General features: G+C 59.5%; 21 protein-coding genes and 1 pseudogene. 20 read left to right on the forward strand and 2 right to left on the reverse strand.

Annotated elements, in window-relative coordinates; all coding sequences use genetic code 11:
- Positions 1 to 203: 203 nt before the first annotated feature.
- Positions 204 to 1,088, forward strand: coding sequence for a formyltetrahydrofolate deformylase (gene purU, locus RB548_RS26665; RefSeq protein ID WP_331376769.1), 885 nt, complete (start codon positions 204 to 206; stop codon positions 1,086 to 1,088).
- Positions 1,089 to 1,439: 351 nt separating this feature from the next.
- Here purU and RB548_RS26670 read toward each other — a convergent pair whose 3' ends face one another.
- The gene (locus RB548_RS26670) at positions 1,440 to 2,903 is read right to left on the reverse strand and encodes a sulfatase family protein (protein ID WP_331376770.1); all 1,464 of its coding nucleotides are present in this window, start codon (positions 2,901 to 2,903) and stop codon (positions 1,440 to 1,442) included.
- Positions 2,904 to 2,920: 17 nt separating this feature from the next.
- Positions 2,921 to 3,802, reverse strand: a complete 882-nt coding sequence (locus RB548_RS26675; RefSeq protein ID WP_408642480.1) for a dihydrodipicolinate synthase family protein — start codon at positions 3,800 to 3,802, stop codon at positions 2,921 to 2,923.
- 182 nt (positions 3,803 to 3,984) lie between these two features.
- Between RB548_RS26675 and RB548_RS26680 the strand changes: the two genes are divergently transcribed.
- From RB548_RS26680 to RB548_RS26770, 19 genes and pseudogenes are all read left to right on the forward strand, one after another.
- Positions 3,985 to 4,755 (forward strand): FadR/GntR family transcriptional regulator, encoded by a 771-nt coding sequence (locus RB548_RS26680; RefSeq protein WP_408642494.1) that lies wholly within the window; start codon positions 3,985 to 3,987, stop codon positions 4,753 to 4,755.
- 23 nt (positions 4,756 to 4,778) lie between these two features.
- Entirely contained in the window at positions 4,779 to 6,365 is a 1,587-nt protein-coding gene (locus RB548_RS26685) for an ABC transporter substrate-binding protein (protein ID WP_331376772.1), read from the forward strand.
- Positions 6,366 to 6,538: 173 nt separating this feature from the next.
- Positions 6,539 to 7,498 carry an ABC transporter permease gene (locus RB548_RS26690; RefSeq protein WP_331376773.1) on the forward strand — a complete coding sequence of 320 codons (960 nt, stop codon included), beginning with the start codon at positions 6,539 to 6,541 and terminating at the stop codon, positions 7,496 to 7,498.
- A complete protein-coding gene (locus RB548_RS26695) occupies positions 7,464 to 8,375 on the forward strand; it encodes an ABC transporter permease (protein ID WP_331376774.1) in 912 nt (303 codons plus the stop codon). The genes RB548_RS26690 and RB548_RS26695 overlap by 35 nt, the downstream gene beginning before the upstream one ends.
- Before the next feature lie 10 nt (positions 8,376 to 8,385).
- Positions 8,386 to 9,304 (forward strand): annotated as a pseudogene (locus tag RB548_RS26700) (dihydrodipicolinate synthase family protein).
- 2 nt (positions 9,305 to 9,306) lie between these two features.
- Complete coding sequence (locus RB548_RS26705) at positions 9,307 to 10,317, forward strand: ABC transporter ATP-binding protein (protein ID WP_331376775.1); 1,011 nt, start codon at positions 9,307 to 9,309, stop codon at positions 10,315 to 10,317.
- Positions 10,318 to 10,320: 3 nt separating this feature from the next.
- Positions 10,321 to 11,289 (forward strand): ABC transporter ATP-binding protein, encoded by a 969-nt coding sequence (locus tag RB548_RS26710; RefSeq protein WP_331376776.1) that lies wholly within the window; start codon positions 10,321 to 10,323, stop codon positions 11,287 to 11,289.
- 29 nt (positions 11,290 to 11,318) lie between these two features.
- Positions 11,319 to 12,794 carry a sulfatase-like hydrolase/transferase gene (locus RB548_RS26715; protein ID WP_331376777.1) on the forward strand — a complete coding sequence of 492 codons (1,476 nt, stop codon included), beginning with the start codon at positions 11,319 to 11,321 and terminating at the stop codon, positions 12,792 to 12,794.
- Positions 12,795 to 12,927: 133 nt separating this feature from the next.
- Positions 12,928 to 13,704, forward strand: a complete 777-nt coding sequence (locus RB548_RS26720; protein ID WP_331376778.1) for an ABC transporter permease — start codon at positions 12,928 to 12,930, stop codon at positions 13,702 to 13,704.
- Positions 13,705 to 15,062: 1,358 nt separating this feature from the next.
- Complete coding sequence (gene pseB / locus RB548_RS26725; RefSeq protein ID WP_331376779.1) at positions 15,063 to 16,061, forward strand: UDP-N-acetylglucosamine 4,6-dehydratase (inverting); 999 nt, start codon at positions 15,063 to 15,065, stop codon at positions 16,059 to 16,061.
- A 3-nt stretch (positions 16,062 to 16,064) separates the two neighbouring features.
- Positions 16,065 to 17,225: a UDP-4-amino-4,6-dideoxy-N-acetyl-beta-L-altrosamine transaminase gene (gene pseC, locus RB548_RS26730; protein ID WP_331376780.1), complete on the forward strand. Its 1,161-nt coding sequence runs from the start codon at positions 16,065 to 16,067 to the stop codon at positions 17,223 to 17,225.
- Complete coding sequence (pseF, locus tag RB548_RS26735) at positions 17,222 to 17,926, forward strand: pseudaminic acid cytidylyltransferase (protein ID WP_331376781.1); 705 nt, start codon at positions 17,222 to 17,224, stop codon at positions 17,924 to 17,926. The genes pseC and pseF overlap by 4 nt, the downstream gene beginning before the upstream one ends.
- Positions 17,901 to 19,043, forward strand: a complete 1,143-nt coding sequence (gene pseG / locus RB548_RS26740; RefSeq protein ID WP_331376782.1) for a UDP-2,4-diacetamido-2,4,6-trideoxy-beta-L-altropyranose hydrolase — start codon at positions 17,901 to 17,903, stop codon at positions 19,041 to 19,043. Before pseF ends, pseG begins: the two co-directional genes overlap by 26 nt.
- Positions 19,043 to 19,600, forward strand: a complete 558-nt coding sequence (gene pseH / locus RB548_RS26745; protein WP_331376783.1) for a UDP-4-amino-4,6-dideoxy-N-acetyl-beta-L-altrosamine N-acetyltransferase — start codon at positions 19,043 to 19,045, stop codon at positions 19,598 to 19,600. The genes pseG and pseH overlap by 1 nt, the downstream gene beginning before the upstream one ends.
- Before the next feature lies 1 nt (position 19,601).
- Positions 19,602 to 20,654 carry a pseudaminic acid synthase gene (gene pseI, locus RB548_RS26750; RefSeq protein ID WP_331376784.1) on the forward strand — a complete coding sequence of 351 codons (1,053 nt, stop codon included), beginning with the start codon at positions 19,602 to 19,604 and terminating at the stop codon, positions 20,652 to 20,654.
- 771 nt (positions 20,655 to 21,425) lie between these two features.
- Positions 21,426 to 21,764, forward strand: a complete 339-nt coding sequence (gene tnpA, locus RB548_RS26755) for an IS66-like element accessory protein TnpA (RefSeq protein WP_331372417.1) — start codon at positions 21,426 to 21,428, stop codon at positions 21,762 to 21,764.
- Positions 21,761 to 22,108 (forward strand): IS66 family insertion sequence element accessory protein TnpB, encoded by a 348-nt coding sequence (gene tnpB / locus RB548_RS26760; protein ID WP_041414013.1) that lies wholly within the window; start codon positions 21,761 to 21,763, stop codon positions 22,106 to 22,108. Before tnpA ends, tnpB begins: the two co-directional genes overlap by 4 nt.
- A gap of 78 nt (positions 22,109 to 22,186) precedes the next feature.
- Positions 22,187 to 23,839, forward strand: a complete 1,653-nt coding sequence (gene tnpC / locus RB548_RS26765; protein WP_331372418.1) for an IS66 family transposase — start codon at positions 22,187 to 22,189, stop codon at positions 23,837 to 23,839.
- A gap of 2 nt (positions 23,840 to 23,841) precedes the next feature.
- Positions 23,842 to 24,426: a plasmid pRiA4b ORF-3 family protein gene (locus RB548_RS26770; protein ID WP_331372419.1), complete on the forward strand. Its 585-nt coding sequence runs from the start codon at positions 23,842 to 23,844 to the stop codon at positions 24,424 to 24,426.
- Positions 24,427 to 24,470 lie beyond the last annotated feature (44 nt).

Consider the following 24,470-nt stretch of genomic DNA (forward strand, 5'->3'; position numbering starts at 1 on the left):
GTCGCTGCAGCACTTTGTATCGCAGTAGGTTTATCTTTTAATCGGCCCCTTTAAGGAAGCAACGCAGTGAGACCGGGTGCCTACAGCGCGGCGCGTCCAATCGGACGCGCAAAGGTCGCTGGACACTTTGAATGGCTGCATGATTTCTTAAATCGATTCCGACTTGAAGAATCAGGCAGTAGACACGACAGCAAGGACGAATGATGCACACTTACGTTTTGACGGTATCCTGCAAATCCACCCGCGGCATCGTGGCGGCGCTTTCCGGCTACCTCGCCGAACAGGGGTGCAACATCATCGATAGCTCGCAGTTCGACGACCTCGAGACGGGCCTGTTCTTCATGCGCATCAGCTTCATTTCGGAAGAAGGCGTCGCCCGCGCGGCCCTCGAGGAAGGGCTGAAGCCAATTGCCGCGAGATTCGCAATGGCCACCGCTCTTCACGACCAGTCGGAGCGTACCAAGGTGCTGTTGATGGTGTCGCGTTTCGGCCATTGCCTGAACGACCTGCTCTACCGCTGGAAGATCGGCGCACTGCCGATCGACATCGTCGGCGTCGTCTCCAACCACTTCGATTACCAGAAGGTGGTCGTCAACCACGACATCCCGTTCCACTGCATCAAGGTGACGAAGGAGAACAAGCCGAAGGCCGAAGCCCAGCTGCTGGAGCTCGTCGAGCAGACCGGTGCCGAACTGATCGTGCTCGCCCGCTACATGCAGGTCTTGTCCGACGCGCTCTGCAAGAAGATGTCGGGCAAGATCATCAACATCCACCACTCGTTCCTGCCGAGCTTCAAGGGCGCGAACCCCTACAAGCAGGCCTATGAGCGCGGCGTCAAGCTGATCGGCGCGACGGCGCATTATGTCACCGCGGATCTTGACGAGGGTCCGATCATCGAGCAGGACATCGCCCGCATCACCCATGCGCAGTCGGCCGAGGACTATGTCTCGATCGGCCGCGACGTCGAAAGCCAGGTGCTGGCCCGTGCCGTGCACGCCCACATCCACCACCGCTGCTTCATCAACGGCAACCGCGTCGTTGTCTTCCCGCCGAGCCCGGGAAGCTATGCCTCGGAGCGGATGGGGTGAGCGGGGGTGACAGGGGTGGCAGCAGGGATGTCGATCGAGAGATGCGCACTCGATGGACATATCTGCCCGGAAAAGGACGACTTTTCGGGAGAAATAATGGACCGCCTTCTTCGGCGAACGCGAGTGCGGTTGAAGGTGGGGTTTTGAGTTCACCTCCCAGTGGGGCCGCCTGGCCGCCTTGATCGAAAATGATCAAGGCGGTCTCTCTTCGCAGGGTCGCACGCGGCGCACCTGGAGCAATCAGCTAGCGATCTGCGGTCAGCCATCAGTATCGGTGCTTGCGTGCCAATAGCTCGCTTCCACTCACCGAGCTTGCACGTTATCAGCTTCTGCCTGCCACAGCGCCGAGCACTACTTAATTCTGTTCCGTAGCCGCTGAGTCGCATTGGGAATGGACGAGGTTGCACGGGGAGTTGCTGTCGCTGCCTCATGCTGGAGAAACGAGGCGATATCGTTGAGCAGCATGAGTTCGGTCGTGGCGTAGGCGGGGTCACCTGAGAGATTCGTGGTTTCCTGTCGGTCGGTCTGAAGATCGTATAGCTCTCGTTCGCTCGAGCCGTTGCTGCTGTAAAGTGTGAGCTTGAACCGTTGGTCCCGTGCCATGGTCGCCTGCATCGATGGATCCCAAAAGCTGCCGCTCTCGTTTACGCCGGAGTTGCGGTAGGCACAGATTGCGCTGCTGCGCCTCGTTGTGTTCTGCGATGCCATGGCTACGAGATCCTCGCTCTGCGGGCATGATTGCGTGCTGAGGCCCGCTGCGGCGAGGCATGTGGCAGCAACGTCGTGGCCCTGGGCAAGCGCGGTGCACCGGGTTCCGGCGGCGATGCGGCCGGGCCAGCGCAGTAACAACGGCACGCCGACGGTAGGCTCGTAGAGCGCCACTCCCTTGACGAAGAGCCCATGGTCGCCAAGCTGGTCGCCGTGGTCGGACAGGAAGATGACGAGTGTGTCTTCCGTCAAACCCGCATCGTCCAGTGCGCTTAGGACGCGGCCGACCTGTTCGTCGAGGAATGCAATCGAGACGGCATAGCCGCTCCGGATCTTGCGGATTTCTTCCGGCGAGAAGTCCCCGAGACGCCCGAGATAGGAGCCTTGCTGCTCGCGCACAACGCATTCGGGTTGCTCCGTGCGCGAAACGACCGGATCAGGAATCTTCCCTGCATCTATTCGATCCCGAAACGTCGACGGGTAATCCTCATAGGGATCATGGGGATCGAAAAGGCTCATCAGACAAAAGAACGGCTGCCGTTCCGCCTTCATCGACTGAATGAACGCGATGGTCCGATCGGCCGCCCACTTGCTCATGTGCACGGCCTCAGGGTGGTGAAGCTCGCCGCGACCGTTGCGTTGGAGCGCAGCGAGGAAGTCCGGTGCGGTTTCGCGAAGCCAGGCGGTATAGCCGTTGAACGGGCTTCCTATCGCGACCGACGGTTCCAGGCACCATTCATAGATATCAAAACCGTCATGCGGGTGCCGCTCGTGTTCTTCCTTGAGACGGCTGCTAACGTGGAGTTTGCCAAAAAGCGCGGTTCGATAACTCGCTTCCCGTCGCAGCCGCTCAGTGAAAAGCACTTCATCCGGGGGCAGATTGTCATGCACCCGCTCAACCCCGTGACCCGGCACGGGCTTGCCTGTAAGGATGCTGGCGCGCGAAGGGGTGCAGATGGGGTTGTCGACAGTGCAGCGCTCAAAGACCGCGCCGGCCTTCCCTAACCGGTCGAGATTGGGCGTAGGGATCCAGTCACAGCCGTAGACGCCAAGCGTATCCCGACGTTGCTGGTCCGTCATGATCATCAAAATGTTCGGCGGCGTCATGATGCTTACCTCAACAGTCACAGCATGATTTCGGGGAGGGCGGTTCTGGCTGTTTCTCGCAACCCCGGCACGATCTGGGGATCGAGCCAGCGATACGGCCGACGCAACCGGGTGCCGACGTCCGCCCATCCCCCGATCGCCGCCAGCAACTTGTCCAGTGCGGCATTCGAATAGCCGTGCACTTTGGCCAGGGGTGTGATGTGGTCTTCGAGAAAAGCGCATAGCCGTTGCTCCACCTCGAGCGCCCGCTCGATGTCCCTGCCCATCGATGCGGTCCATCGCTGCGCCCCGAATGGGCTCAGGCAGGCGACATTCGAAAATGCCCCAACCGCGACGTCTAGTTTGACGCCCGTCGCAAGGTGGTGTCCCGGAACATAGATTCCCCACGCGCCGAGGTGCTGACGGGCTTGCTTGTACCAGCTCAGATCTCCGTCTGCGAGCTTGACGCCGACGACCTGCGGTACAGGTGCAAGGATCGCGGCCAACTCAACCGGAGCAAAGACGCGCTTGGCATGCGGCGGATGGTAGAGGACCAGCGGTATCGAGCCGGCCGCCTCCGCTGCCATCCCAAGGAAATCCGTTGCCTCCTCTGCCGTCACGGGCCACCAGTCGGGCAGGATGACCTGGATTGCCTCGGGCTCGAGCCTTGCCGCCCGGCGCACACGTTCCAGGGATATCCGGGGATCAGCCTGGCAGGCCCCGATGATGAAAGGCATCGCCGCGGGCCTACAGCGGTCTGCCAGTAGTTGCTGAATGGCGTCGAACTCCTCCTCTGTCTGATTGTGGAATTCGCCCGCAGTGCCGTTGGAGTAGATGCCGTCCACGCCGGCTGCGATCAGGTGCTCGATTTCGTCGGCGAGGCGCGCGAAATCGATCGAATCGTCGTCATTGATCGGCAAGATCAGCGTCGCCCAATTTCCGCGAATACGGCCCCAGCGACCATCCTGTCGTTCGAACTTTGTGACTGCCACACCTCACCTCCCTTTGCGGCCTCGGGATTTCAGCGCAACTTCCGGCAGCGCCGGCGGCTCAATCCACTCGCTCCTCATTTATAGACTTGCAAGATATCCTACAAGTCGATATACCTCAACCATGTTGGAAGCCAGATGACAGGGAGCAATTCTTGGCCAAGCCAATAAAGCCGCTAGCGCGTCCGCCGCTTCTGCACGTCAGCGTGCAGGAGAGCCTGCGCAGCTATATCGAGGACAATAAGCTTGCGGCTGGCGCAGCTCTGCCACCGGAGACTTTCCTGGCGCAGCAATTGGGGGTCGGGCGCAACTCCGTGCGCGAGGCGATCAAGGCGCTGGAATCGGTCGGCGTCCTCGAGACGCGACGCGGCATCGGGGTTTTCGTCAAGGAATTCTCGTTTGCGCCGTTGCTGGACAACCTTGCCTACGGTCTGCAGGCGTCGCTGCGCGACGTCGAGGAGTTGCAGGAGATCCGTCGCGTCCTGGAAACCGGCCTGATCGACAGAACCATCGAGATGATCGGCGAGGATGATATTGCCGAGCTCCGCAAGCTTACCGATCGCATGCGTCAACGCGCTGAACGTGGCGAGAGCTTTGCTGAGGAAGATCAGCAATTTCACCAGCTTCTGTTCCGTTGCCAGAACAACAAGATGCTGAGCGCGCTGATCAACATCTTCTGGTCCGCTTTCTACAAGGCTTCGGATCTCACAAATCTGACCAACCCGACCCCTCTGGATACCTGGCGCGATCACCACGAAATTGTCGAAGCTGTCGCGGCCAGAGATGTCGAGGCTGCCCGCAGGCGTCTCGGAGATCACTACTCTGGAATCAGGAGGGTTATCGCGTCGAACCGGCCCGGGGAGGTCGAGCCGGTCCAACAATAAACCGAATAAAAGAGGAGGAGAGCATGCATCGACGGAATTTCGGCCGCCTTCTGGCGGCGGCAGCCTTTGCTTTTGCCAGCGCCACCGCGATGGTGTCCACGCCGGTTCTGGCGCAGGAGGAAAAGACAATTGTCGGCGGCTTCGACGTGGGGCCGGGCGGATTCCCGGGCAACTTCAACCCGCTTACCGCCACCGCCGGCTTTACCTGGCTCAATACCTATTTCGAGCCGCTGGTCATCTATACATCCGATCTATCAAAGCTCGACGGCGCGCTCGCGTCCGAGTTCACCGTGAGCGAAGACAGCCTGTCCTACACCTTCAAGCTGGTCGACACGAAATGGCACGACGGCGAACCCTTCACCTCGGTGGACGTCAAGTTCACATTGGAACTCGCCAAGAACGCCGATAGCGGCAGTATTTTTGCCGCCCGTCTCGCAGACATCGCGTCGATCGAGACTCCTGACGAGCATACGGCGGTCGTCAAGCTTAATAAGCCCAACTCGGCTTTCCTGTCCGTTCTGTCGCAGGTGATGATGCTGCCGCAGCACGCCTTGTCGACGATCGACATCAAGGAAGTCGCCAAGAGCCAATGGTGGTCGACAAAGCCTGTCGGCACCGGACCGTTCAAGTTCGCGAAGTATGTAAGCGACCAGTATGTCGAAATGGCTGCCTATGACGGCTATCGCGGCGGCAAGCCGAAGGTCAATCGCCTGATCAATCGGTATTTTGCCAATGCAGCTGCGGCCGTCTCGGCACTCTCGGCGGGAGAGATCCAGTTCACCTTCGCCGAGCCTGATGACGCCAAGACCTTCAAGGGCAATGACAACTTCCGGATCATCGAAGGCGACTCCTATGTGGTGAACTACATCGGCTTCAATCACAAGGCTGGAATCTGGAGCGACCTTCGCGTGCGTCAGGCGGTCATACACGCCATCGATCGAAACGCCATCATCTCGAGCTTGTTTGGCGGAGCGGCAAAGCTCGCCAACTGCGGCTACGTCGCGCCGCGGCTCGTTCCGAACGGTCTTCACGACTATGCCTACGATCCGCAGAAGGCGAAGGAACTGCTGGAGGAGGCGGGTTGGGACGACATCAACGGCGACAAGGCGATCCCGTGGCTGACCTACTATAACACGCCGCAGGTCGCCAACGTCATGGCGGCAATCCAGGCCATGCTCGCGCAGGTTGGCATCAACGTGGTTCCGCGCGCCCTCGACGTCCCCAGCTACAGCGGCATCGTCCGCAGTGAAAAGTTTGAGGAGTTCCCGCTGGTCTATGCCGGCCTGCAGAACGGCCCCAACCCGGCTTCGCTCAACATCGGGCTGAACGCCGCGCAGATACCGCCGGCCGGCAACAACATCATGCGTGTCGAGATGCCTCAGCTCACCGAGGCATTAAACACGGCGATGGCGGAGACCGACCCGTCCAAGGCGGACCCGAAGTGGCAGCAAGTCTGCAAGGAAATGAACGCTGAGCTTCCCTGGAGCCCGATGTGGGTCGCGAGCCGCTACGGGGTCGCGTCCAGCAAGCTCAAGGACTTCTTCTGGACGCCTGCTCCGGCCGGTGGTCCATTCGTCTCCCACCCGGAGAAGTGGGATATCGCTCCTTAAAGGGGCTGGGCCGAGGGGCGGCCGGATGGTCAAGTCCGGCTGCATCCCCTGCTGCATGTTTCCTTAAATCGTAGCCGATTTAAGGACAAAAACATGCAGCAATTCAAAGTGCTACAGCGTCCTTTGCGCGTCTGATAAGACGCGCGGCGCTGTATGGACCATGTTGGTGAAACATGCTGCAATATATCCTCCGCCGCACGGTCGTCGGCCTGCTCATGCTATTGGCCCTGACCGTCCTCATCTTCACGCTGCTGCGGCTCACGCCCGGCGACCCTATCGATGCCTACATCAACCCGTCGGTCCCGATGTCAGCCGCCGACCTTGTGGCGCTGCGGACGCGCCTCGGCCTCGATCAGCCACTGCCGGTGCAGTATTTCGCCTGGCTTGGTGCGGCCGTGACTGGAGATTTCGGCTATTCCATCCAGCGCGGCGGCGAACCGGTGCTGCCGCTCGTCCTCGGCCGCATCGGACCGACGATCCTCTTGATGTTCAGCGGGCTTGCCATCTCCGTGGTCGTGGGGATAGCAGCCGGCATCCTTGCCGCGGTCCGGCGCAACCAGTTCGCCGATCTCTCGCTGTCGACGGCGGCCTTCGTCGGCATCTCGAGCCCCGCCTTCCTGACGGCCCTGTTGGGACTATATGTGTTTGCGGTCGTCTTGCGGTGGGTGCCGGCCGGCGGCATGCTGACACCGGGCGCTCCCTTCTCCGTCGGCGACCTGCTGGCGCATCTCATCCTGCCGGCCGCCCTGCTGTCGATCGGCCATGGTGCGCTGATCATGCGCTACATGCGCTCCTCACTGCTCGAGGTGCTGTCGCAGGAATACGTGCGGACGGCGCGCGCCAAGGGCGTTCGCGAGTTCTGGGTCATCGTCAAACATGCCGTGCGCAATGCCCTGCTGCCGGTGATCACGGTGATCGGATCCACGATCGGTATCGCCATCGGCGGCGCCATCTTCATAGAGAGCGTGTTTGACTGGCCGGGAATGGGCCTGTTGATGATCAACGCCGTGGTCCGGCGCGACTATCCGGTCATCATGTGTGCGACGCTGCTCACCGGCGCCTGCGTCATACTCGTCAACCTCTTGACCGACATCGCCTATGCCGCTGTCGATCCGCGCATCAAGGTGGCGTAAGATGACCAGCCTCACGAAGACGCGTTCGGCCGGCCCCATCCGTCGCGCGATGTCGCGCTTTCTCGACAACGGTGCGGCCGTGACCGGCGCGGGCATCCTGATTCCGATCCTGCTGTTCACCCTTACCTATGATCTGTGGTGGCCTTACAAACCCAACGACATCGATCTCCTGGCGATGAACCAGGGGCCGTCGTCAGCCCACTGGCTTGGAAGCGACGGCGTGGGGCGGGACATCATGGCGCGGCTCATGCAGGGGGGGCGGATCTCGCTGCTCGTGGCCACAGCGTCAATGGTGATTTCCTCATTCATCGGGTTCTTCATCGGCGCCGTCGCCGGCTTGGGAGGGCGCCTGGTCGACAGTGCTACGATGCGGTTCGTGGACCTTGCCATGACCTTGCCGCCGATCATTTTCCTCCTAGTGCTTGCCTCGATCGTCGGTAGCGGCATCGTGCCGACGATCCTCGTGATTTCGCTGCTGTCATGGCCGGTGCTCTCGCGCATGGTCCGGGCCCGGCTGCTGGAGCTGCGCGAGCGGGATTTCGTCGTGGCATCGCGTGGTATGGGCGCCGGCCTGTGGCACCTGCTCATTCGCCATGCCCTGCCCAATACGATCGATATTCTCGTGGTCTATGCCACGCTGCAGGTGGCGAACGGTATCCTGCTCGAGGCAGGCCTCTCATTCCTCGGCCTCGGCGTCACGCCGCCGGAAGCGAGCTGGGGCAACATGCTGAACGCCGCTCGCGCCACGCATGTGCTCGAAAATTATCCCTTCCAATGGATGTTCCCCGGCGCGGCGCTCGTCGTGACCGTTCTTGCCATCAACTTCGTGGGCGATGGGCTTCGTGATGCCTTCGACCCGCGCTCCGAACTCAAGTGAAAGGTCTGCAATGCCCCTCTTTACCGGCGTCATTCCCCCTGTCGTCACTCCGCTCACCACGACCTTCGAAGTGGATTACCCTTCGTTCTCACGTGTCATCGACCATCTCATTGACGGCGGCGTGCACGGCCTGTTCGTGCTCGGTTCGACGAGCGAGGTCGTCTTCCACGACGAAACCACGCGGCGGCGCATCATCGAACATGCGGTCGAGCAGGTGCGCGGTCGCGTGCCGATCCTAGTCGGTGTGATCGACCCTACGACCGATCGTGTCATCGCCCACGCACGGGCAGCGCAGTCGGCAGGTGCCGACGCGGTCGTCGTGACCGCCCCGTTCTATACGCGCACCAATCAGTCCGAGACCATCGACCACTTCCGCTACATCCGGGACGCTGTCGACATACCGGTGATCGCCTATGACATACCGGTCTGCGTCGGCACTAAGCTCGAGCGCAAGACCACCGTTACGCTCGCGCGTGAAGGCACCGTCGTCGGGCTCAAGGATTCAAGCGGTGACGATGGCAATCTTCGCTACGTCATGACCGACACTGCCGATCTTTCCGACTTCTTCGTCATGACCGGATCCGAAATCGTCGCCGACAGCGTCGTGAACATGGGCGCACATGGCATCGTTCCCGGCCTCGGCAACGTCGATCCGCACGGCTATGTACGCCTGTGGAATTTGTGCCAGGCGGGCGATTTCACGGCTGCACGCCAGGAACAGGAGAGGCTTTGCCGGCTTTTCGAGATGGTCTGGGTCAGCCTGCCGCGGACCAGTGCAGGGTCTGCGGGGGTGGGCGCCTTCAAAGACCGCCATGCGCCGGCTCGGCGTTATCGACACCAATATCATGGCCCGTCCGCAACGATCCCTCAATGACGAGGAGGCGGCAATCATCGACCGCATTCTCCGTCAAACCGGCCTCCTGGACTGATGATGAGTGTAGAGCCGATCCTCGAAATTTCCGGACTGACCACGGTTTTTCACATCGGCGATCGCGAGATCGTCGCCGTGCGCGACCTCAATCTCACCGTGGCGACGGGAGAAACCGTGGCACTGGTCGGCGAGTCGGGCTCTGGAAAGTCGGTGACGAGCCTGTCGATCATGGGCCTCCTGCCGCGCGGCGTCGGCCGTATCGCCGCCGGAACGCTTCGCCTCAGACGCAAGACGGGTGAGGTCGTCGACCTTCAAACGATCGGCGGCGAGGCGCTGCGCCGGGTGCGCGGCAACGACACCGGTATGGTCTTTCAGGAACCACTGACCAGCCTCAATCCGGTCTATACTGTCGGTGAGCAGATTGCCGAGCCGATCCGCATCCATCTCGGCAAGTCCCGCCGGGAGGCTTTGGCGGATGCCATCCAGCGGCTGGAGGATGTCGGCATTCCCGATCCGCGCCGGCGTGCCGGACAATATCCGCACGAATTGTCGGGCGGCATGCGGCAGCGGGCGACGATCGCCATGGCTCTGGCATGCAACCCGACGCTGCTGATCGCCGACGAGCCTACAACAGCCCTCGATGTCACCATTCAGGCGCAAATCCTCGACCTGCTCGGCCACCTGCAACGGGAACGCGGCATGGGCATGCTGTTCGTCACCCACAACCTCGGAGTCGTCGCGGAGATCGCCGATCGCGTCGCAGTCATGTACGCCGGCTCGGTCGTCGAGACCGGTAGCGTGGCGCGGGTCTTCGCCCATCCGCGCCACCCCTACACCAAGGGGCTGATGCGCTCGGTGCCGCGGCTTGGAACAGCTACACGCCTCAAGGAAGCGGGCACGCCGCTGCCGACGATTGCCGGATCGGTTCCAAGTCTCATGAACCTGCCTGAAGGCTGTCCGTTTGCGCCGCGTTGTCCCTATCGGATAGAGGCCTGCTCTGAGGCTTACCCGCCGCTCGTCGAAACCGGCGACGGCCAGTTCAGTCGCTGCATTCGCTGGCAGGAGATCTAAACGATGTCAGATGAATTGCTCCTTGAGGTCAGCGGGCTGACCAAAGATTTCGCCCCGGTGGCGTTCGGGCGCGGGCCTGTCGTCCGTGCCGTTCAGGACGTCTCGTTCAACATCAGACGCGGCGAAGTCGTCGGCCTCGTCGGGGAATCCGGTAGCGGCAAGACGACCATCGGCCGCATGGTCGCGCAGTTGGTTCCGCCGACCTCCGGTGGCATTCGTTTCGACGGTGTCGAAACGACGAGCCTTAGCCGCCGCGAACTTCGACGTCTGCATGCGCGCGTCCAGTATATTTTCCAGGATCCCTTTGCGAGCCTGTCGCCGCGTATGACCATCGGTGAAATTCTCACCGAAGGGCTGGATATTCAACGTATCGGCAGCAAATCCGAGCGGATCGCCAAGGGCGCCAAGGCCCTTGCGTCGGTGGACCTGCCGCCCGATGCGATTTCTCGCTACCCGCATGAATTTTCCGGCGGTCAGCGCCAGCGTATCGGCATCGCACGGGCGCTGACGCTTGTACCCGAGCTGATCGTCGCCGACGAACCGGTATCGGCACTCGACGTCTCGATCCAGGCGCAGATCGTCAACCTGCTGCGCGACCTGCAGATTCGCCTGGGCCTTACCATGCTGTTCATTGCGCATGATCTTGCGGTGGTCGAATACATCGCCGATACCGTGATCGTGCTCTATCTCGGGCGGATCATGGAAATGGCGCCCAGCCGGGAGCTCTATGCCCGCCCGCAGCATCCTTATACGCGCGCCTTGCTCTCGGCGGTCCCGTCGCCCGATCCTTCGAAGCGGTCCAGCCGGCAGATTCTCAAGGGCGATATACCGAGCCCCGCCAATCCTCCCAGCGGCTGCGTCTTCCGCACCCGCTGCCCGGTCGCGATCGAGGCCTGTGCCAGCATCGTGCCGCCCCTGCGAGAAACGGCGAAAGGACACTTCAAGGCTTGTATCCGTGACGACCTCGACTGATCCAAAGGAATAGGGAGGGGATCTCGACCATGAAGAACCTGCTCTTCATCGGCGTCGATCAGCTTCGATGGGACTGCCTCGGGCCGCGCAAGACTGTGCCGGTCAAGACCCCGAACCTCGATCGGCTGATCCAGAACGGCGTGAGCTTCGATCGCGCCTATTGCACCTCGCCGCTCTGCACTCCTTCGCGCGCCTCGATGTTAACCGGCGATTATGCCTTCACCCACGGCATGGGCACAAATTGCGACATGTATCACGCGCTCGCCCGGGAGTTGGCGCGGCCGGAGCGGTTGCTGCACAATGATCTTCGTCGCGCCGGCTATCGCTGCGGCTTTGTCGGCAAATGGCACGTCGGCGTGGAGAAAGGCCCGGGTGACTATGGTTTCGAGGGCGAAGCACCGGCCGGCTACGGCAACATCGTCAAGACCAAGGTTTTCAAGGATTATCTCGCGTCGAACGGTTTGAGCTACCGCATCGATCCGGAGCTCTACTTCAATCCCGACCAGCAGACCATGGCGGCCGGCCGATGGTGCGGCCCTCAGGCGTCGACGCCCTGCCATTTCCTGACCGACCAGATCATCGGCATGCTGCAGGGTCTGGCAGGTGGAAGCGAACCCTTCTTCGCCACGGTGCAATATTGGGATCCGCATGGGCCACACGTGATCTCAGACGATTTCTACGGCGTCACCGACCGTACGAAGATTACGCCCTGGAGCAATTTCTCGGACGATCTTTCAGGCAAGCCGCGACGCGTGCTGCGCGAGCGTGATGATTTCTACCGCAACCATCCGAGGACCGAGGAGGAGCTCGTCGCGTATATCGGTTACTACTGCGATCACGTGGCCATGCTCGACTATGAGATTGGCCGGCTGCTCGACTATCTCGATCACAGCGGCCTGGCAGAAGAGACGCTTGTGGTCTTCACGTCTGACCATGGCGACATGACCGGGGCGCACGGCGGTCTCATCGACAAGGGCCTGCCCTATGACGAGGCCATGAGGGTGCCACTGATCTTCAGCCATCCATCGTTGCAGGGCGGAAATCGGGACGGCCTAGCGCTCAATATGGACATCATGCCGACGGCCCTGTCGTTGCTCGGCGTCAGTTACGCGCCCAGGCAAGCGGAGGATCTCTCGGCGCAAGTCCTTGGGATAAGCGAGCAGGGTAGGGACTATTTGCTCGCCGAATATCACGGCCTGCGGTTCCTTTATTCCCAGCGCATACTCGTGTCGCGCGACAACTTCAAATACGTATTCTCGCCCGGTGACATGGACGAACTCTACGATCTCGACAGCGATCCAGGCGAGATGCGGAACCTCGCCGCCGTGGCCGACTATGCGGATGTACTCGCGCGCATGCGATCCGCACTGATCGACGAAACTGCCAGGTACCAGGACCCGCTCCGCGATTGCGTCGCGAAATTCAACGGTCAGTGGCGGACGCATTCGGGCCAGTTCGATGTCACCAGCGCCTATCTGAGCGATGCAGCTTCCGGTCCACCCTGAGCGAAAATGGTCAGGGCGGTCTTTTTTGTGGGAAGGCCGCTTGTGCTCTCGTGTCTGCCAAAGATTTGCCAGGAAGCGCCGTTTGTGGAATATGCCGGCCCGAAGCCCATATCGCAGACCATCGAGGCGAGACGTGAAGCTCATCGAGCAACATTTTAGAGTGACTGCGGCGCTGATCGTGCGCGAAATGTCGACGCGCTACGGTTCGAAGCCGGGCGGGTATCTCTGGGCGATCTTCGACCCGGTGGCGCATGTCGCGATGATGACGGTGATCTTTCAGGCGATTGCCCGGATGCCGGCGCTGGGCTTGAGCTTTCCGCTGTTTTTTGCGAGCGGTTATCTGCCGTTCACTTTCTACCAGCGCATGTCCTCCTTTATGGCTGGCACGATGAAGGCGAACAAAACGCTGCTCTCCTATCCAGTCGTCTCACCCTTCGATGCGATCATCTCTCGTTTCATCCTGCAGTTCATGACCGATGCGTTGGTGGCAGCCATGATCCTCTTGATGATCATCGAATTCGGGGGTGTCGCCATGCCAATGTACATCGCCGGCATGGTTCAGGCTGCAGGCGTGGCTGCGGTGCTCGGTCTCGGCATCGGCACGATCAATATCGTCATGTTTGCCCGTTTTCCCCTTTACGAGCAGATCTTCGGGATCATCAACCGACCGCTCTTCATGGTCTCTGGTGTCTTTTTCCTGCCCGAAACCCTGCCAAACCCATTCCGTGATTTCATCCTCTACAATCCGCTCGTGCACATCATCATGTGGTTCCGGAGTGGCATATATTCGGAATATCGCGCCGACGGGCTCGACAAGGGCTATGTCATTGAATTTGCGCTCGTGTGTTTTGCCCTAGGCCTGATGCTGCTGACTGTGTCAACGCGCGAGATTCGGGAAGACCGGCTTTGAGGATCCCATATTGCATATGGTTCGGCAAACTCGTCGGTTTTTTGGGCGGTCGGAAGACAAAGCGGACGACGGCCGCTGAGTCGGCGCATGGATTAACGGTTCAACCGGTTCGGTGAACTCGACGGCTCGATCAATTCCGTGCGGGAAGAGATCACAGAGTTCACGCCGATCACTGAGCGATGACCGCGACAGATAATTGATGGCGATCGGGGCGTCGTCGACGTAAGTGGTGTAGCGCTGGGCATACTCTTCGGCAATATCATCGAACGATATTGATGTTGAAGGGTTGGCAAGGAGGATTGGGCCGGGGTGTTTCCAAGCCGCGGTTGCTACGGAAGCACCGCTTGCGTAAGTCGGTTCTAACAATAATAACGGAGACGCTTAGTGAAGGCGCAGGCAAGCATGAGACAGCACGTCGAGATGTGGCGAAACGACAGGGCGGATCAAGAGGAGAACGAAGCGCTCCGAAATTGGGATGTTCTATCTGATTCCGAGCGTTTTGCGCTTCTCTGTCTCATGCGACGGGGTAGTCCGCACTTCAGCGAATGGTCTGACGACATCCAGGGGTTGTTCAGGAAGAATGTTGTATTCCCCATTGACGATAATCATCAAGTCTACGCGGTACGTGGAAACATTTGGGCGGCAAGGGAGAAATATATGAATGCACACAACGATGAGAAGACGCCCGAGTAATTTCTCTGTTGAAGACCTATAGGTGACGGTTCCCCATATCCGTCGGTGCTGTGCGCACTGTCTATCCTGCACCCGGTGCGACTCTAAAGAAAGTTTGATGCGACTTCGAACCAGCGACTATTTCGTAGTTTGTCGTCAATTGAAGCGTTCAGTTTTGCAGAGACTAGGAGCGAAGCGCTCTTCCCCAAGCTGCGTGCCCTGCGTCCACGACACCACGGTCTGCTTTCCTCGGAAAAAACCTTCAGTGCAAAAAAAATCTGAAGCGTGATCCCCGGATCCAGTACTTTGTTGGACGCGACGGGTAGTGGCTTGGCATCGCTTTTTTGCTCCACTTGCTTGTCAGAAACGATTCCTCTCAGTAATTAGGCCCTCGAGATTTCGGCCTCCTCCATGGGGGCTGTACCATTGGTGCGAGATCAGGGGATATCCAATGACGGGTTCGCCATGCGCATGGCGTCCGAGACTTTATCGGGCCCCACCGCAGGCTCGGGTCTAGCTTTTGCCAGTGCGGGCCAAGCAAAGGACGTGTATGCAGCGTCAGAGACCGGCAACTGGCTCGAGAGCGGGCGGCTTGCTGTGGCGATAAATGAGAATAGTTAGATGAAGCGATGCCTATCTCAGCAAATTTGCCTGATAAATTCGCTTAAATATTGAAGGAGATGGGAATGATTTCTGGCAGCACCATACTTGTTACGGGCGGCACAGGGTCGTTTGGAAATGCGTTCGTCCCAATGACGCTCGCCAAGTATAACCCTGCAAAGATTATCATATACTCTCGAGACGAGATGAAGCAGTGGGAGATGGCGAAAAAATACGGAAACGATCCGCGCGTCCGCTTCTTCATCGGTGATGTTCGGGATCGTGAGCGCCTTTACCGAGCTCTGGACGGCGTGGACTACGTGGTTCATGCGGCTGCGACAAAGATTGTGCCAACGGCCGAATACAATCCATTCGAGTGCGTGAAGACGAATATCAATGGCGCCATGAATCTTATCGATGCCTGCATTGACAAAAAGGTGAAGCGGGTCGTCGCCCTGTCCACTGACAAGGCGAGCAGCCCGATCAATCTCTATGGCGCGACGAAACTGGCGTCAGATAAGCTGTTCGTTGCCGGCAATTCCTATGCCGGCGCACATGAAACTCGATTCGCCGTGGTTCGGTACGGCAACGTTATGGGATCTCGTGGATCGGTCATTCCTTTCTTTTTGTCTATCAAGCACAAGGGAGTGTTGCCGATTACCGATGAGCGGATGACACGCTTCATGATCTCGCTCGAGCAGGGCGTTGAGTTGGTCTGGCACGCCTTCGATGACATGGAGGGGGGAGAGATATACGTCAAGAAGATCCCCTCGATGAAGGTTACCGATCTTGCCCGTACGATCGCGCCGGAGGCCAGGCTTGAAATTGTCGGCATCAGGCCTGGCGAAAAGCTTCATGAGCAAATGATTGGTGAGGAGGATGCCTTCCACACCTATGAGTATGAGGAGCATTTCAAGATACTCCCGGCCATTCATAATTGGACGGCATCGGAGGCTCGCATCAAGGATGGCAGGAAGGTTCCGGCCGGCTTCAGCTACACAAGCGACAACAACAGTGCGTGGATGACCTCGGAGGAGCTTCGAGCCTGGGTCGCCGCCAATGCCGAAAAGATTGGGAGCGTCTGAGCGATGATCCCCTACGGGCGCCAAGACATTACGCAGGCTGACATCGACGTCGTCATAGACGTGCTCCGCTCAGATTTTCTTACGCAAGGCCCAATGGTGCCTCGTTTTGAGGAGGCTCTTATCGAGCACACGGGCGCCAAGTTCGCATTGGCGGTAAACAGCGCGACATCGGCGCTTCATATTGCCTGTCTGGCGATGGGGCTGGGACCTGGCGACTGGTTGTGGACGACGCCTCTTACTTTTGTGGCGTCTGCCAATTGCGCGCTATATTGCGGAGCAAGGGTGGACTTCGTGGACGTGGACCCGCGGACTTACAATCTTTCCCCGGTCGAGCTTGAGCGGAAACTGGTGAAGGCTAAACGCGACGGCTTGCTGCCCAAGATCGTGGTTTTGGTGCACCTCAGTGGCCAACCTTGCGCCCTGGCGGATTTCCATGAACTTGCAAGGCGATATGGGTTCAGGATCATTGAGGATGCTTCCCACGCTATTGGCGGCAAATATCAGGGTGAACCGATCGGCAACTGCCGTTACAGCGATGTTACCGTCTTCAGTTTTCATCCGGTGAAGATCGTCACCACGGCGGAGGGGGGCGCCGCCCTGACGAACAGTAAAGAGCTTGCCGACAGGATGGCGCTGTTTCGCAGCCACGGGATCACACGCGATCCCGTGATCATGACGCACGAACCGGACGGCCCCTGGTACTATCAGCAAGTAGACCTTGGGTACAATTATCGTCTCACGGACATACAAGCGGCTTTGGGATTGAGCCAGATGGCTCGCCTTAACGAGTACGTCGCACGGCGCCATGCTCTGGCGCGGCGATATGACGAACTGCTTGCCGATCTCCCGGTGGTGACACCGTGGCAGCATCCCGACGGCTACTCTGGTCTGCACCTCTACGTGATCCGCCTGGAACTCGCGACGATTTCGAAGACCCGCCGCGCAGTATTCGAGGGGCTTCGAGCGCGGGGTATCGGCGTGAACCTGCATTATATTCCGGTCCACACTCAGCCCTATTACGCGAGGATGGGATTCCGCAACGGCGATTTCCCTGTAGCAGAACGGTACTACGATGAAGCGATTACATTGCCGATATTCCCGACCATGACGGAAGTGCAACAAGATGAGGTGGTGGCGGCCCTGGAGGCGGAGCTGACAACATGAAGCTCGCCGTTATTCCAGCGCGAGGAGGAAGCAAGCGGATACCCCGCAAGAATATTAAGCAGTTCGGTGGGAGGCCTATGATCGCTTGGTCGATCAGCGCGGCAATTGAAAGTGGATGCTTCGATCGCATCATCGTATCCACAGATGACCAGGAAATCGCCGAGATTGCACAGCAATCAGGGGCTGACGTTCCATTCCTCCGGCCCGCCGAACTGTCTGACGACCACGCAACGACAAGTGAGGTCATTCGCCATGCAATCAGCTGGGTAGCCGAAAACTATGCGACTCCGGAACGGGTGTGCTGTATTTACGCAACAGCGCCCTTTCTGCGAGCGGACGACATAGCTGGGGGATTCGACCTACTCAAGTCAAGCGGGTTGGATTTTGTCTTCTCGGCAACGAGCTACGCCTTTCCAATCCAGCGTGCCATCAGGCTGACGGCGGAAGGACGGGTCGAAATGCTTATGCCCGAGCAGTTCAACATTCGTTCCCAGGACCTCGAGCCAGTCTATCATGACGCAGGCCAGTTCTATTGGGGACGGTCCGAAGCCTGGCTTGCAGGCAAGCCAGTCTTTTCAAACTCTGCAACTGCCGTCATTCTGCCCCGTTATCGCGTGCAAGATATCGATACACCCGACGACTGGTTGCGGGCAGAACTCATGTTTAAGGCTCTGTATGAATCTGGTGACACCTTCTCGTAGATGTGACGTGCTTTTTCGAGCCGATGCGTCGATTGACATCGGTACCGGTCACATCATGCGTTGCCTCACGCTCGCCGATATGCTGTCGGAGGCGGGCTTCGAATGCGGCTTTGTGTGCCGTGCTCATCGCGGGAATTTAATCGGACTCATCCGGCATAGGGGCTTTCCCGTGGCGGAGCTTCCCTTGGAGGTTAACGGGGAAAAACCGAATGACGGGAAGCTCGCCCACGCTCACTGGCTCGGTGTCGATTGGCAGACGGATGCGCGCCAAACTGTGGCAGCAATCGGAAATGTGCGTCCGGACTGGGTGGTCGTCGATCATTACGCACTTGATATTCGCTGGGAGCGGTTTCTACGCTCGTCCTGCAGATACCTCATGGTGCTAGACGATCTCGCAGATCGTGAGCATGATTGCGATCTGCTGCTCGATCAGAGCCTTGGTAGGGTGGCGAGCGACTACCAACCGCTGACACCGGCGAACTGCCAGATTCGGGCGGGGGCACACTTCGCACTCCTTCGACCTCAGTTTGTGCAAAGGCGGTCCGATAGCCTCGCTCGGCGTCGGCAAACCGTTCCTTGTCGGCTGCTGGTGACGCTTGGAGGGGTAGACAAGGACAATGTGACCAGCCGGGTGCTCAGTGCCCTTGAACGATGCACGCTACCCGACCGCGCCGAGATCACCGTTGTTATGGGGCAGCACGCCCCATGGGCGAATGCAGTGCGTGAAAACGCCGCACAATTGCGATGGAAGACGCGTGTCCTGTCAAATGTTGACGATATGGCGAGTCTGATGGCCGAGGCTGATCTCGCTATCGGTGCGGCTGGAAGTACATCCTGGGAGCGGTGTGCTCTCGGTGTACCGACAATTCTGATGGTTCTTGCGGAGAACCAACGCGAAGTAGCGCAAAGGCTGGCTGCTGAGGGTGCGGCTGTGCTGGCGGAGCTCGGATCCGGTTTTGATTCGACGTTCGGTGGCATCGTCGAGGGTCTTATTTGGAACAAGGCTGCACTTGAAGCCATGTCGTCGCGCGCGGCAACCATTTGCAGTGGCGAGGGAGGTCTTGAGGTCGCCCGAGAGGTCGCTAACCGCCACCTGTCTAGTGCGAGGTCCATCTAATGGCGAACGGTGTTCATGGCTGCCTGCGTCGTGCCACTGACGACGATATCACTATAATGAGAATGTGGCGCAATATTCCCGCAGTGCGCGAGAAGATGTATACTTGGCATGAGATCTCTGAGGAAGAGCATCAGCGGTGGTGGGCGCGAACAAGATCTGCAGATAATCATCGATACTTCATTTACGAACATCGACGCGTACCCCTGGGCGTCGTTTCGTTCAATAACATAGATCAGGAAAACCGAAACGCGAGTTGGGCATTTTACGCATCGCCTGATGCCGAGCGGGGTACAGGTTCAAGAATGGAGTTCTTGGCCTTGGACTACGCCTTTTTTGACTTAAATTTGCACAAGCTTTTTTGCGAAGTTCTGGACTTCAATGCAGCTGTCATCAAGCTCCACAAGAAGTTCGGCTTCGTGGAGGAGGGCATCTTTCGCCAACAATACCTGCGCGACGGAAAATATTACAATATCCATCGACTTGGGATGCTGGCAAATGAATGGGCAAGTAAACGCAACGACATGCTTGCGAGCATTCCCGTATCTAGAGGAGAGTAAATTGAGCAGAGTTCTCACGATCGCTGGGCGGAAGATCGGGCCGGATTTCCCTCCTTATGTCATTGCCGAGATGTCCGCTAACCACAACGGTCGGATCGAGACAGCGTTGTCGTTGATTGACCGTGCGAAGGAAGCGGGAGCTGACGCCGTAAAGCTTCAAACTTACCGACCGGACACAATAACATTGGACAGTGATGCGGAAGATTTCCGGATCGAAGGTGGGCTTTGGGGCGGGAAGACGCTCTACCAGCTGTACAGCGAGGCCTATATGCCGTGGGAGTGGCATGCGCCGCTTTTCGATCACGCCCGGAAGGTTGGCATCACGATATTTAGTTCCCCCTTCGACACGACCGCAATTGATCTGCTTGAGGACCTAAATACGCCAGCGTACAAAATCGCCTCGTTCGAGGCAGTGGATCTTCCGCTGATTCGCTACGCCGCGAGCACCGGCAAACCGATGATCATTTCCACCGGTATGGCGGACGATGAGGAAATCGCGGAAGCAGTCGGCGCCGCGCGGGAGGGCGGATGCAAGGATCTTGCCATTCTCCATTGTGTGAGCGGTTACCCGGCACCGGCTAGTGATTACAATTTGCGCACGATACCTGATATGATTGAGCGCTTTGGTCTGCCAACAGGGCTCTCTGACCACACGCTCGACAATACAACAGCCATCGCCAGTGTCGCCTTAGGAGGCTCCTTGATTGAGAAGCACTTTACTCTTGATCGAAGCGGTGGTGGTCCCGACGATAGTTTCTCCCTTGAGCCACAGGAGTTTTCGGCTCTTTGCCGCGATGCGAAAACTGCTTGGCAGGCTCTTGGCAATGTCGATTATGGCCATAAGTCGAGCGAGACAGGCAATGTGAAGTTCCGGCGATCGCTTTATTTCGTCAAGGCCCTTAAGGCGGGTGATGTTGTCACGGAGGATGCCGTCAGGAGTGTCAGACCGGGCTTCGGACTGGCGCCTAAGCACTTTGATCGGATCCTAGGTAAAACACTGACGAGAGACGTCGAAGTTAATACACCGGTGACGATTGATGCGGTCGCGTTGTGACGTCTGGCCCCTTTGCGGATGTCTTCTTGCTGCAAACGAGTCCTCGGGCTTCGTGTCGGGAAGAGAGATATGGAACCTGAGCTGTTAGGGTTGTCCGCTCACTAAAGCGTGTCGCGTTTAATCGAGCCTCATATCCGACGGCCCTGAAGTAGTTGCGGCCCTCCGTGGGGGAGAAGAGACTGCGGATGTCGCCGAGGGCGTCGGCGATGGTGACGAAACTGCGGGCGGCACGTTTTCGCAGAAGCGCCTTGAGTTTGTGGAAGGCCATGTCGATCGGGTTGAGATTGGGTGAAAAGGGCGGCAGGAACAAAAAGCGACGCGCCTTGACCAGTGCGTCGGCGCGCTCGCTCCTATATGGAAGCCGACTTTGTCGAGAATGACGACATCGCCCGGAGACAGGATCGGGGGCGAGTTGCGTTTTGATCGAGGTCTCGGAGGGAGCCGGCTCATCGGCGCATTGACGATAAAGGGCGCAACCATCGTATGCGATCTAAGACCGGCACGAAGGTGCCCGTGTTTCCCACGACCCGAAAGGCGCGTGACTGCGGTAACGCCGTCCTTTTGGTGACCTCCTGAGCGCTTGGTCAGATTCGTATGGGTCGATGTCTCATCGATAAAGATCAGCCACGCCAGTACCTTGTGGAAGAGTTGAAGAAGCGCTGGTGTGGGCGGGTCCTCAGTATCCCTCCGGCGGGGACCGCCTTGCGAAGTTCCGCTTATCCCGTGAGTCTGCGCTCTTAAGAGTGGACTTAAGAGCGCACTGAGCAATTCATGGGACATGCAGTTTTGCTGACCGGACCAGAGCGGCGGCGGCGGTGGTCGTTGGAAGATCGCGCGCAGATACTGGCAGAGGCTTTCGCCCCAGGCGCGGTTGTTTCCGAAGTTGCACGCCGCTTCGAGGTTTCGACCGGCCTGATTTACACATGGCGGCGGCAGGCTTTGGTCCAAGAGGCCGAGCCCGCCTTTGTGCCGGCAAAGCTCGTTGACTCTGCCAGCAGTGACGCAGTCGAATTGGCCATGGCGGTGGACTTCCCGAACGGCGTCAAGGTGAGAATTGGCTCAGCAGCGCCATGCGACCTGGCAGCCGCGATCATGCGGGCGCTCAAATGATCCCGATCAGTTCCGGGGTGCGGGTGTGGATCGCGAGCGGTCACTGCGACATGCGCAAGGGCATGCAGGGTCTGGCTCTGCTGGTGCAGGAGGGCCTCGGTCGCGATCCGTTTAAGGGCGACGTCTTCGTCTTTCGCGGTCGTAGCGGCCGACTGATAAAAGCCCTTTGGCATGATGGGATCGGCCTATCGTTGTATGCGAAACGGCTCGAGCGCGGCCGCTTCATCTGGCCGGCGACGGAGAGTGGCGCAATCGCGCTGACCGCCGGTCAGATGTCCTATCTGCTGGAGGGGATTGATTGGCGAAATCCGCAGCAGACATGGCGGCCGACGAGTGCCGGGTGAGCCGCCCGAACGCGAATATTCCGGGGCAAGTCCTTTGAAACACTAGGCAAATCAGGACTTCTGTGATTCACTTCGGGCATGGAAAACAGCCCTGATTTGCTTCCCGACGATGTTGCCGCCCTGCGGGCAGAGCTCATCGCGGTACGCGCCAAGGGCGCACAGATCGAGGCTGAACTTGCCGTTGCCAAGGCCAAGGCGTCGGAGGATCTTGCCGTCATTGCCCGGCAGAAGCTGCGCATCGAAAAGCTCGAGCGGCAGCTCTATGGCCCGAAGGCAGAGCGTCGCGCCCGGCTGATCGATCAGATGGAGTTCCAACTGGCAGAGTTGGAGATGGCGGTGACCGAGGACGAACTCGCGGCCGAAATGGCGGTCGCGGCCACCGTCAATGTCGCCGGCTTTACCCGCAGCCGGCCGGCGAAGAAGTCTTTCCCCGATCATCTTCCGCGCGAACGCGTCGTCGTGCCCGGTCCCGTGAGCTGCCAATGCTGTGGCGGCGACCGACTGCGCAAGCTGGGTGAGGACATCACCGAGACCCTCGAGGTCATTCCGCGCCAATGGAAAGTGATCCAGACGGTGCGCGAGAAGTTCACCTGCCGCGATTGCGAGAAGATCAGCCAAGCTCCGGCCCCTTTCCATGCCATCCCGCGCGGATGGGCCGGCCCCAATCTCCTGGCGATGATCCTGTTCGACAAGTTCGGCCAGCATCTGCCGCTCAATCGTCAGGTCGAGCGCTTCGAACGCGAAGGCGTTTCCCTCAGCCTGTCGACGGTGGCCGATAGCATCGGCGCATGCTGTGCCGTACTCGATCCGATCATCAAACGGATCGAGGCCCATACGTTTGGGGCAGATCGATTGCACGGCGACGACACGACGGTCCCGGTTCTGGCGGCAGGAAAGACCGATATCGCCCGAAGTTGGGTCTATGTCCGCGACGATCGACCGTTCGGCGGCACAGCCGCACCGTCGGCGATGTTCTACTATTCCCGTGATCGCGCGGGCGAGCACCCGCAGGCGCATCTTGCCGGCTATAGCGGCATTCTGCAGGCGGACGCCTATACCGGCTACACCAAACTCTATCTTCCGGATCGACGGCCAGGCCCGATAACGGAAGCAGCCTGCTGGGTCCATGCGAGGCGGCCCTTTTTTGCGATGGCCGACGTCGAGGCGAATGCGCGCCGAAAAGCGCAGGGCAAGAAGGCGGCCGTCATCTCGCCGATCGCGCTGGAAATGGTGGAGCGGATCGATGCCCTGTTCGACATCGAGCGCGAGATCAACGGTCAGAGCGTGGAGCTCCGCAAGGCCGCTCGTCAGGATCGGAGCCTGCCTCTGGTCCTCGAGCTGGAAGCATGGATGAAGGCTCAGCGTGCCAAGCTGTCTCGCAACGATGATCTCGCCAAGGCCTTCGATTACCTGCTGAAACGCTGGCCTGCCTTCACCCTCTTCCTCGACGACGGGCGTGTCTGTCTGTCGAACAATGCCGCCGAACGCGCCCTGCGCGGCATAGCCTTGGGCAGGAAATCCTGGTTGTTCGCCGGATCGGACCGCGGTGGCCAGCGCGCCGCCGCTATGTACAGCTTGATTGTCTCGGCCAAGATGAACGACGTCGATCCGCAAGCCTGGCTCGCCGACGTGCTTCACCGCATTGCCGGTTATCCCGCGCATCGGCTCGATGAGCTCCTGCCCTGGAACTGGAAGAGCGCGTCGCCAGTGGCGCACAAGCTGGCAGCCTGAAGATGCCGGCTTCTCTGGTCCGCCTGAAGATCACCCTCGACCACGTCGAACCGACGGTGATGCGGCGCGTTGTGGTGCCGTTCCGCATCAAGCTCCATCGCCTTCATGAGGTGCTGCAGGCGGCGATGGGCTGGAGCAACAGCCACCTTTACGAATTCCGCATCCGCGACGTCGGCTTTGGTCTGCCTGATCAGGACTGGGGAGATGGCCCGCTCGATGCGCGCAAGATCTCGCTGCTGGCGGCAGTCGAAGACATCGGCGCGAAATCGTTCAAGTACCTTTACGACTTCGGCGACGGCTGGACGCACAGCATCAAGATCGAGCGCACGTTCCCCGTCATCGGCCCTGCGGAGCCAATGCTTCTCGAAGCAGCCGGACGTTGCCCTCCCGAGGACATCGGCGGGCCATGGGGCTATCAGGAGTTCCGCGAGGCTCTCGCCGATCCGACCCACGAGCGGCACGCCGAGCTCGTCGAATGGTGGGGCAGCAACGAATACGATCCGGACCAGGGCAACTTCGCCGAGCTCAACAAAGCCGTCGATGATCTGGCGGCAAAGTGGGCCCGCAAATCACGCCGAAAAATCTGAAAGTCCTTCAGCCTGCGGTCTTTGCCGGATGCTTACGGTCCTCA

Source organism: Sinorhizobium chiapasense (assembly GCF_036488675.1).
Classification (GTDB): Bacteria; Pseudomonadota; Alphaproteobacteria; order Rhizobiales; family Rhizobiaceae; genus Sinorhizobium; species Sinorhizobium chiapasense.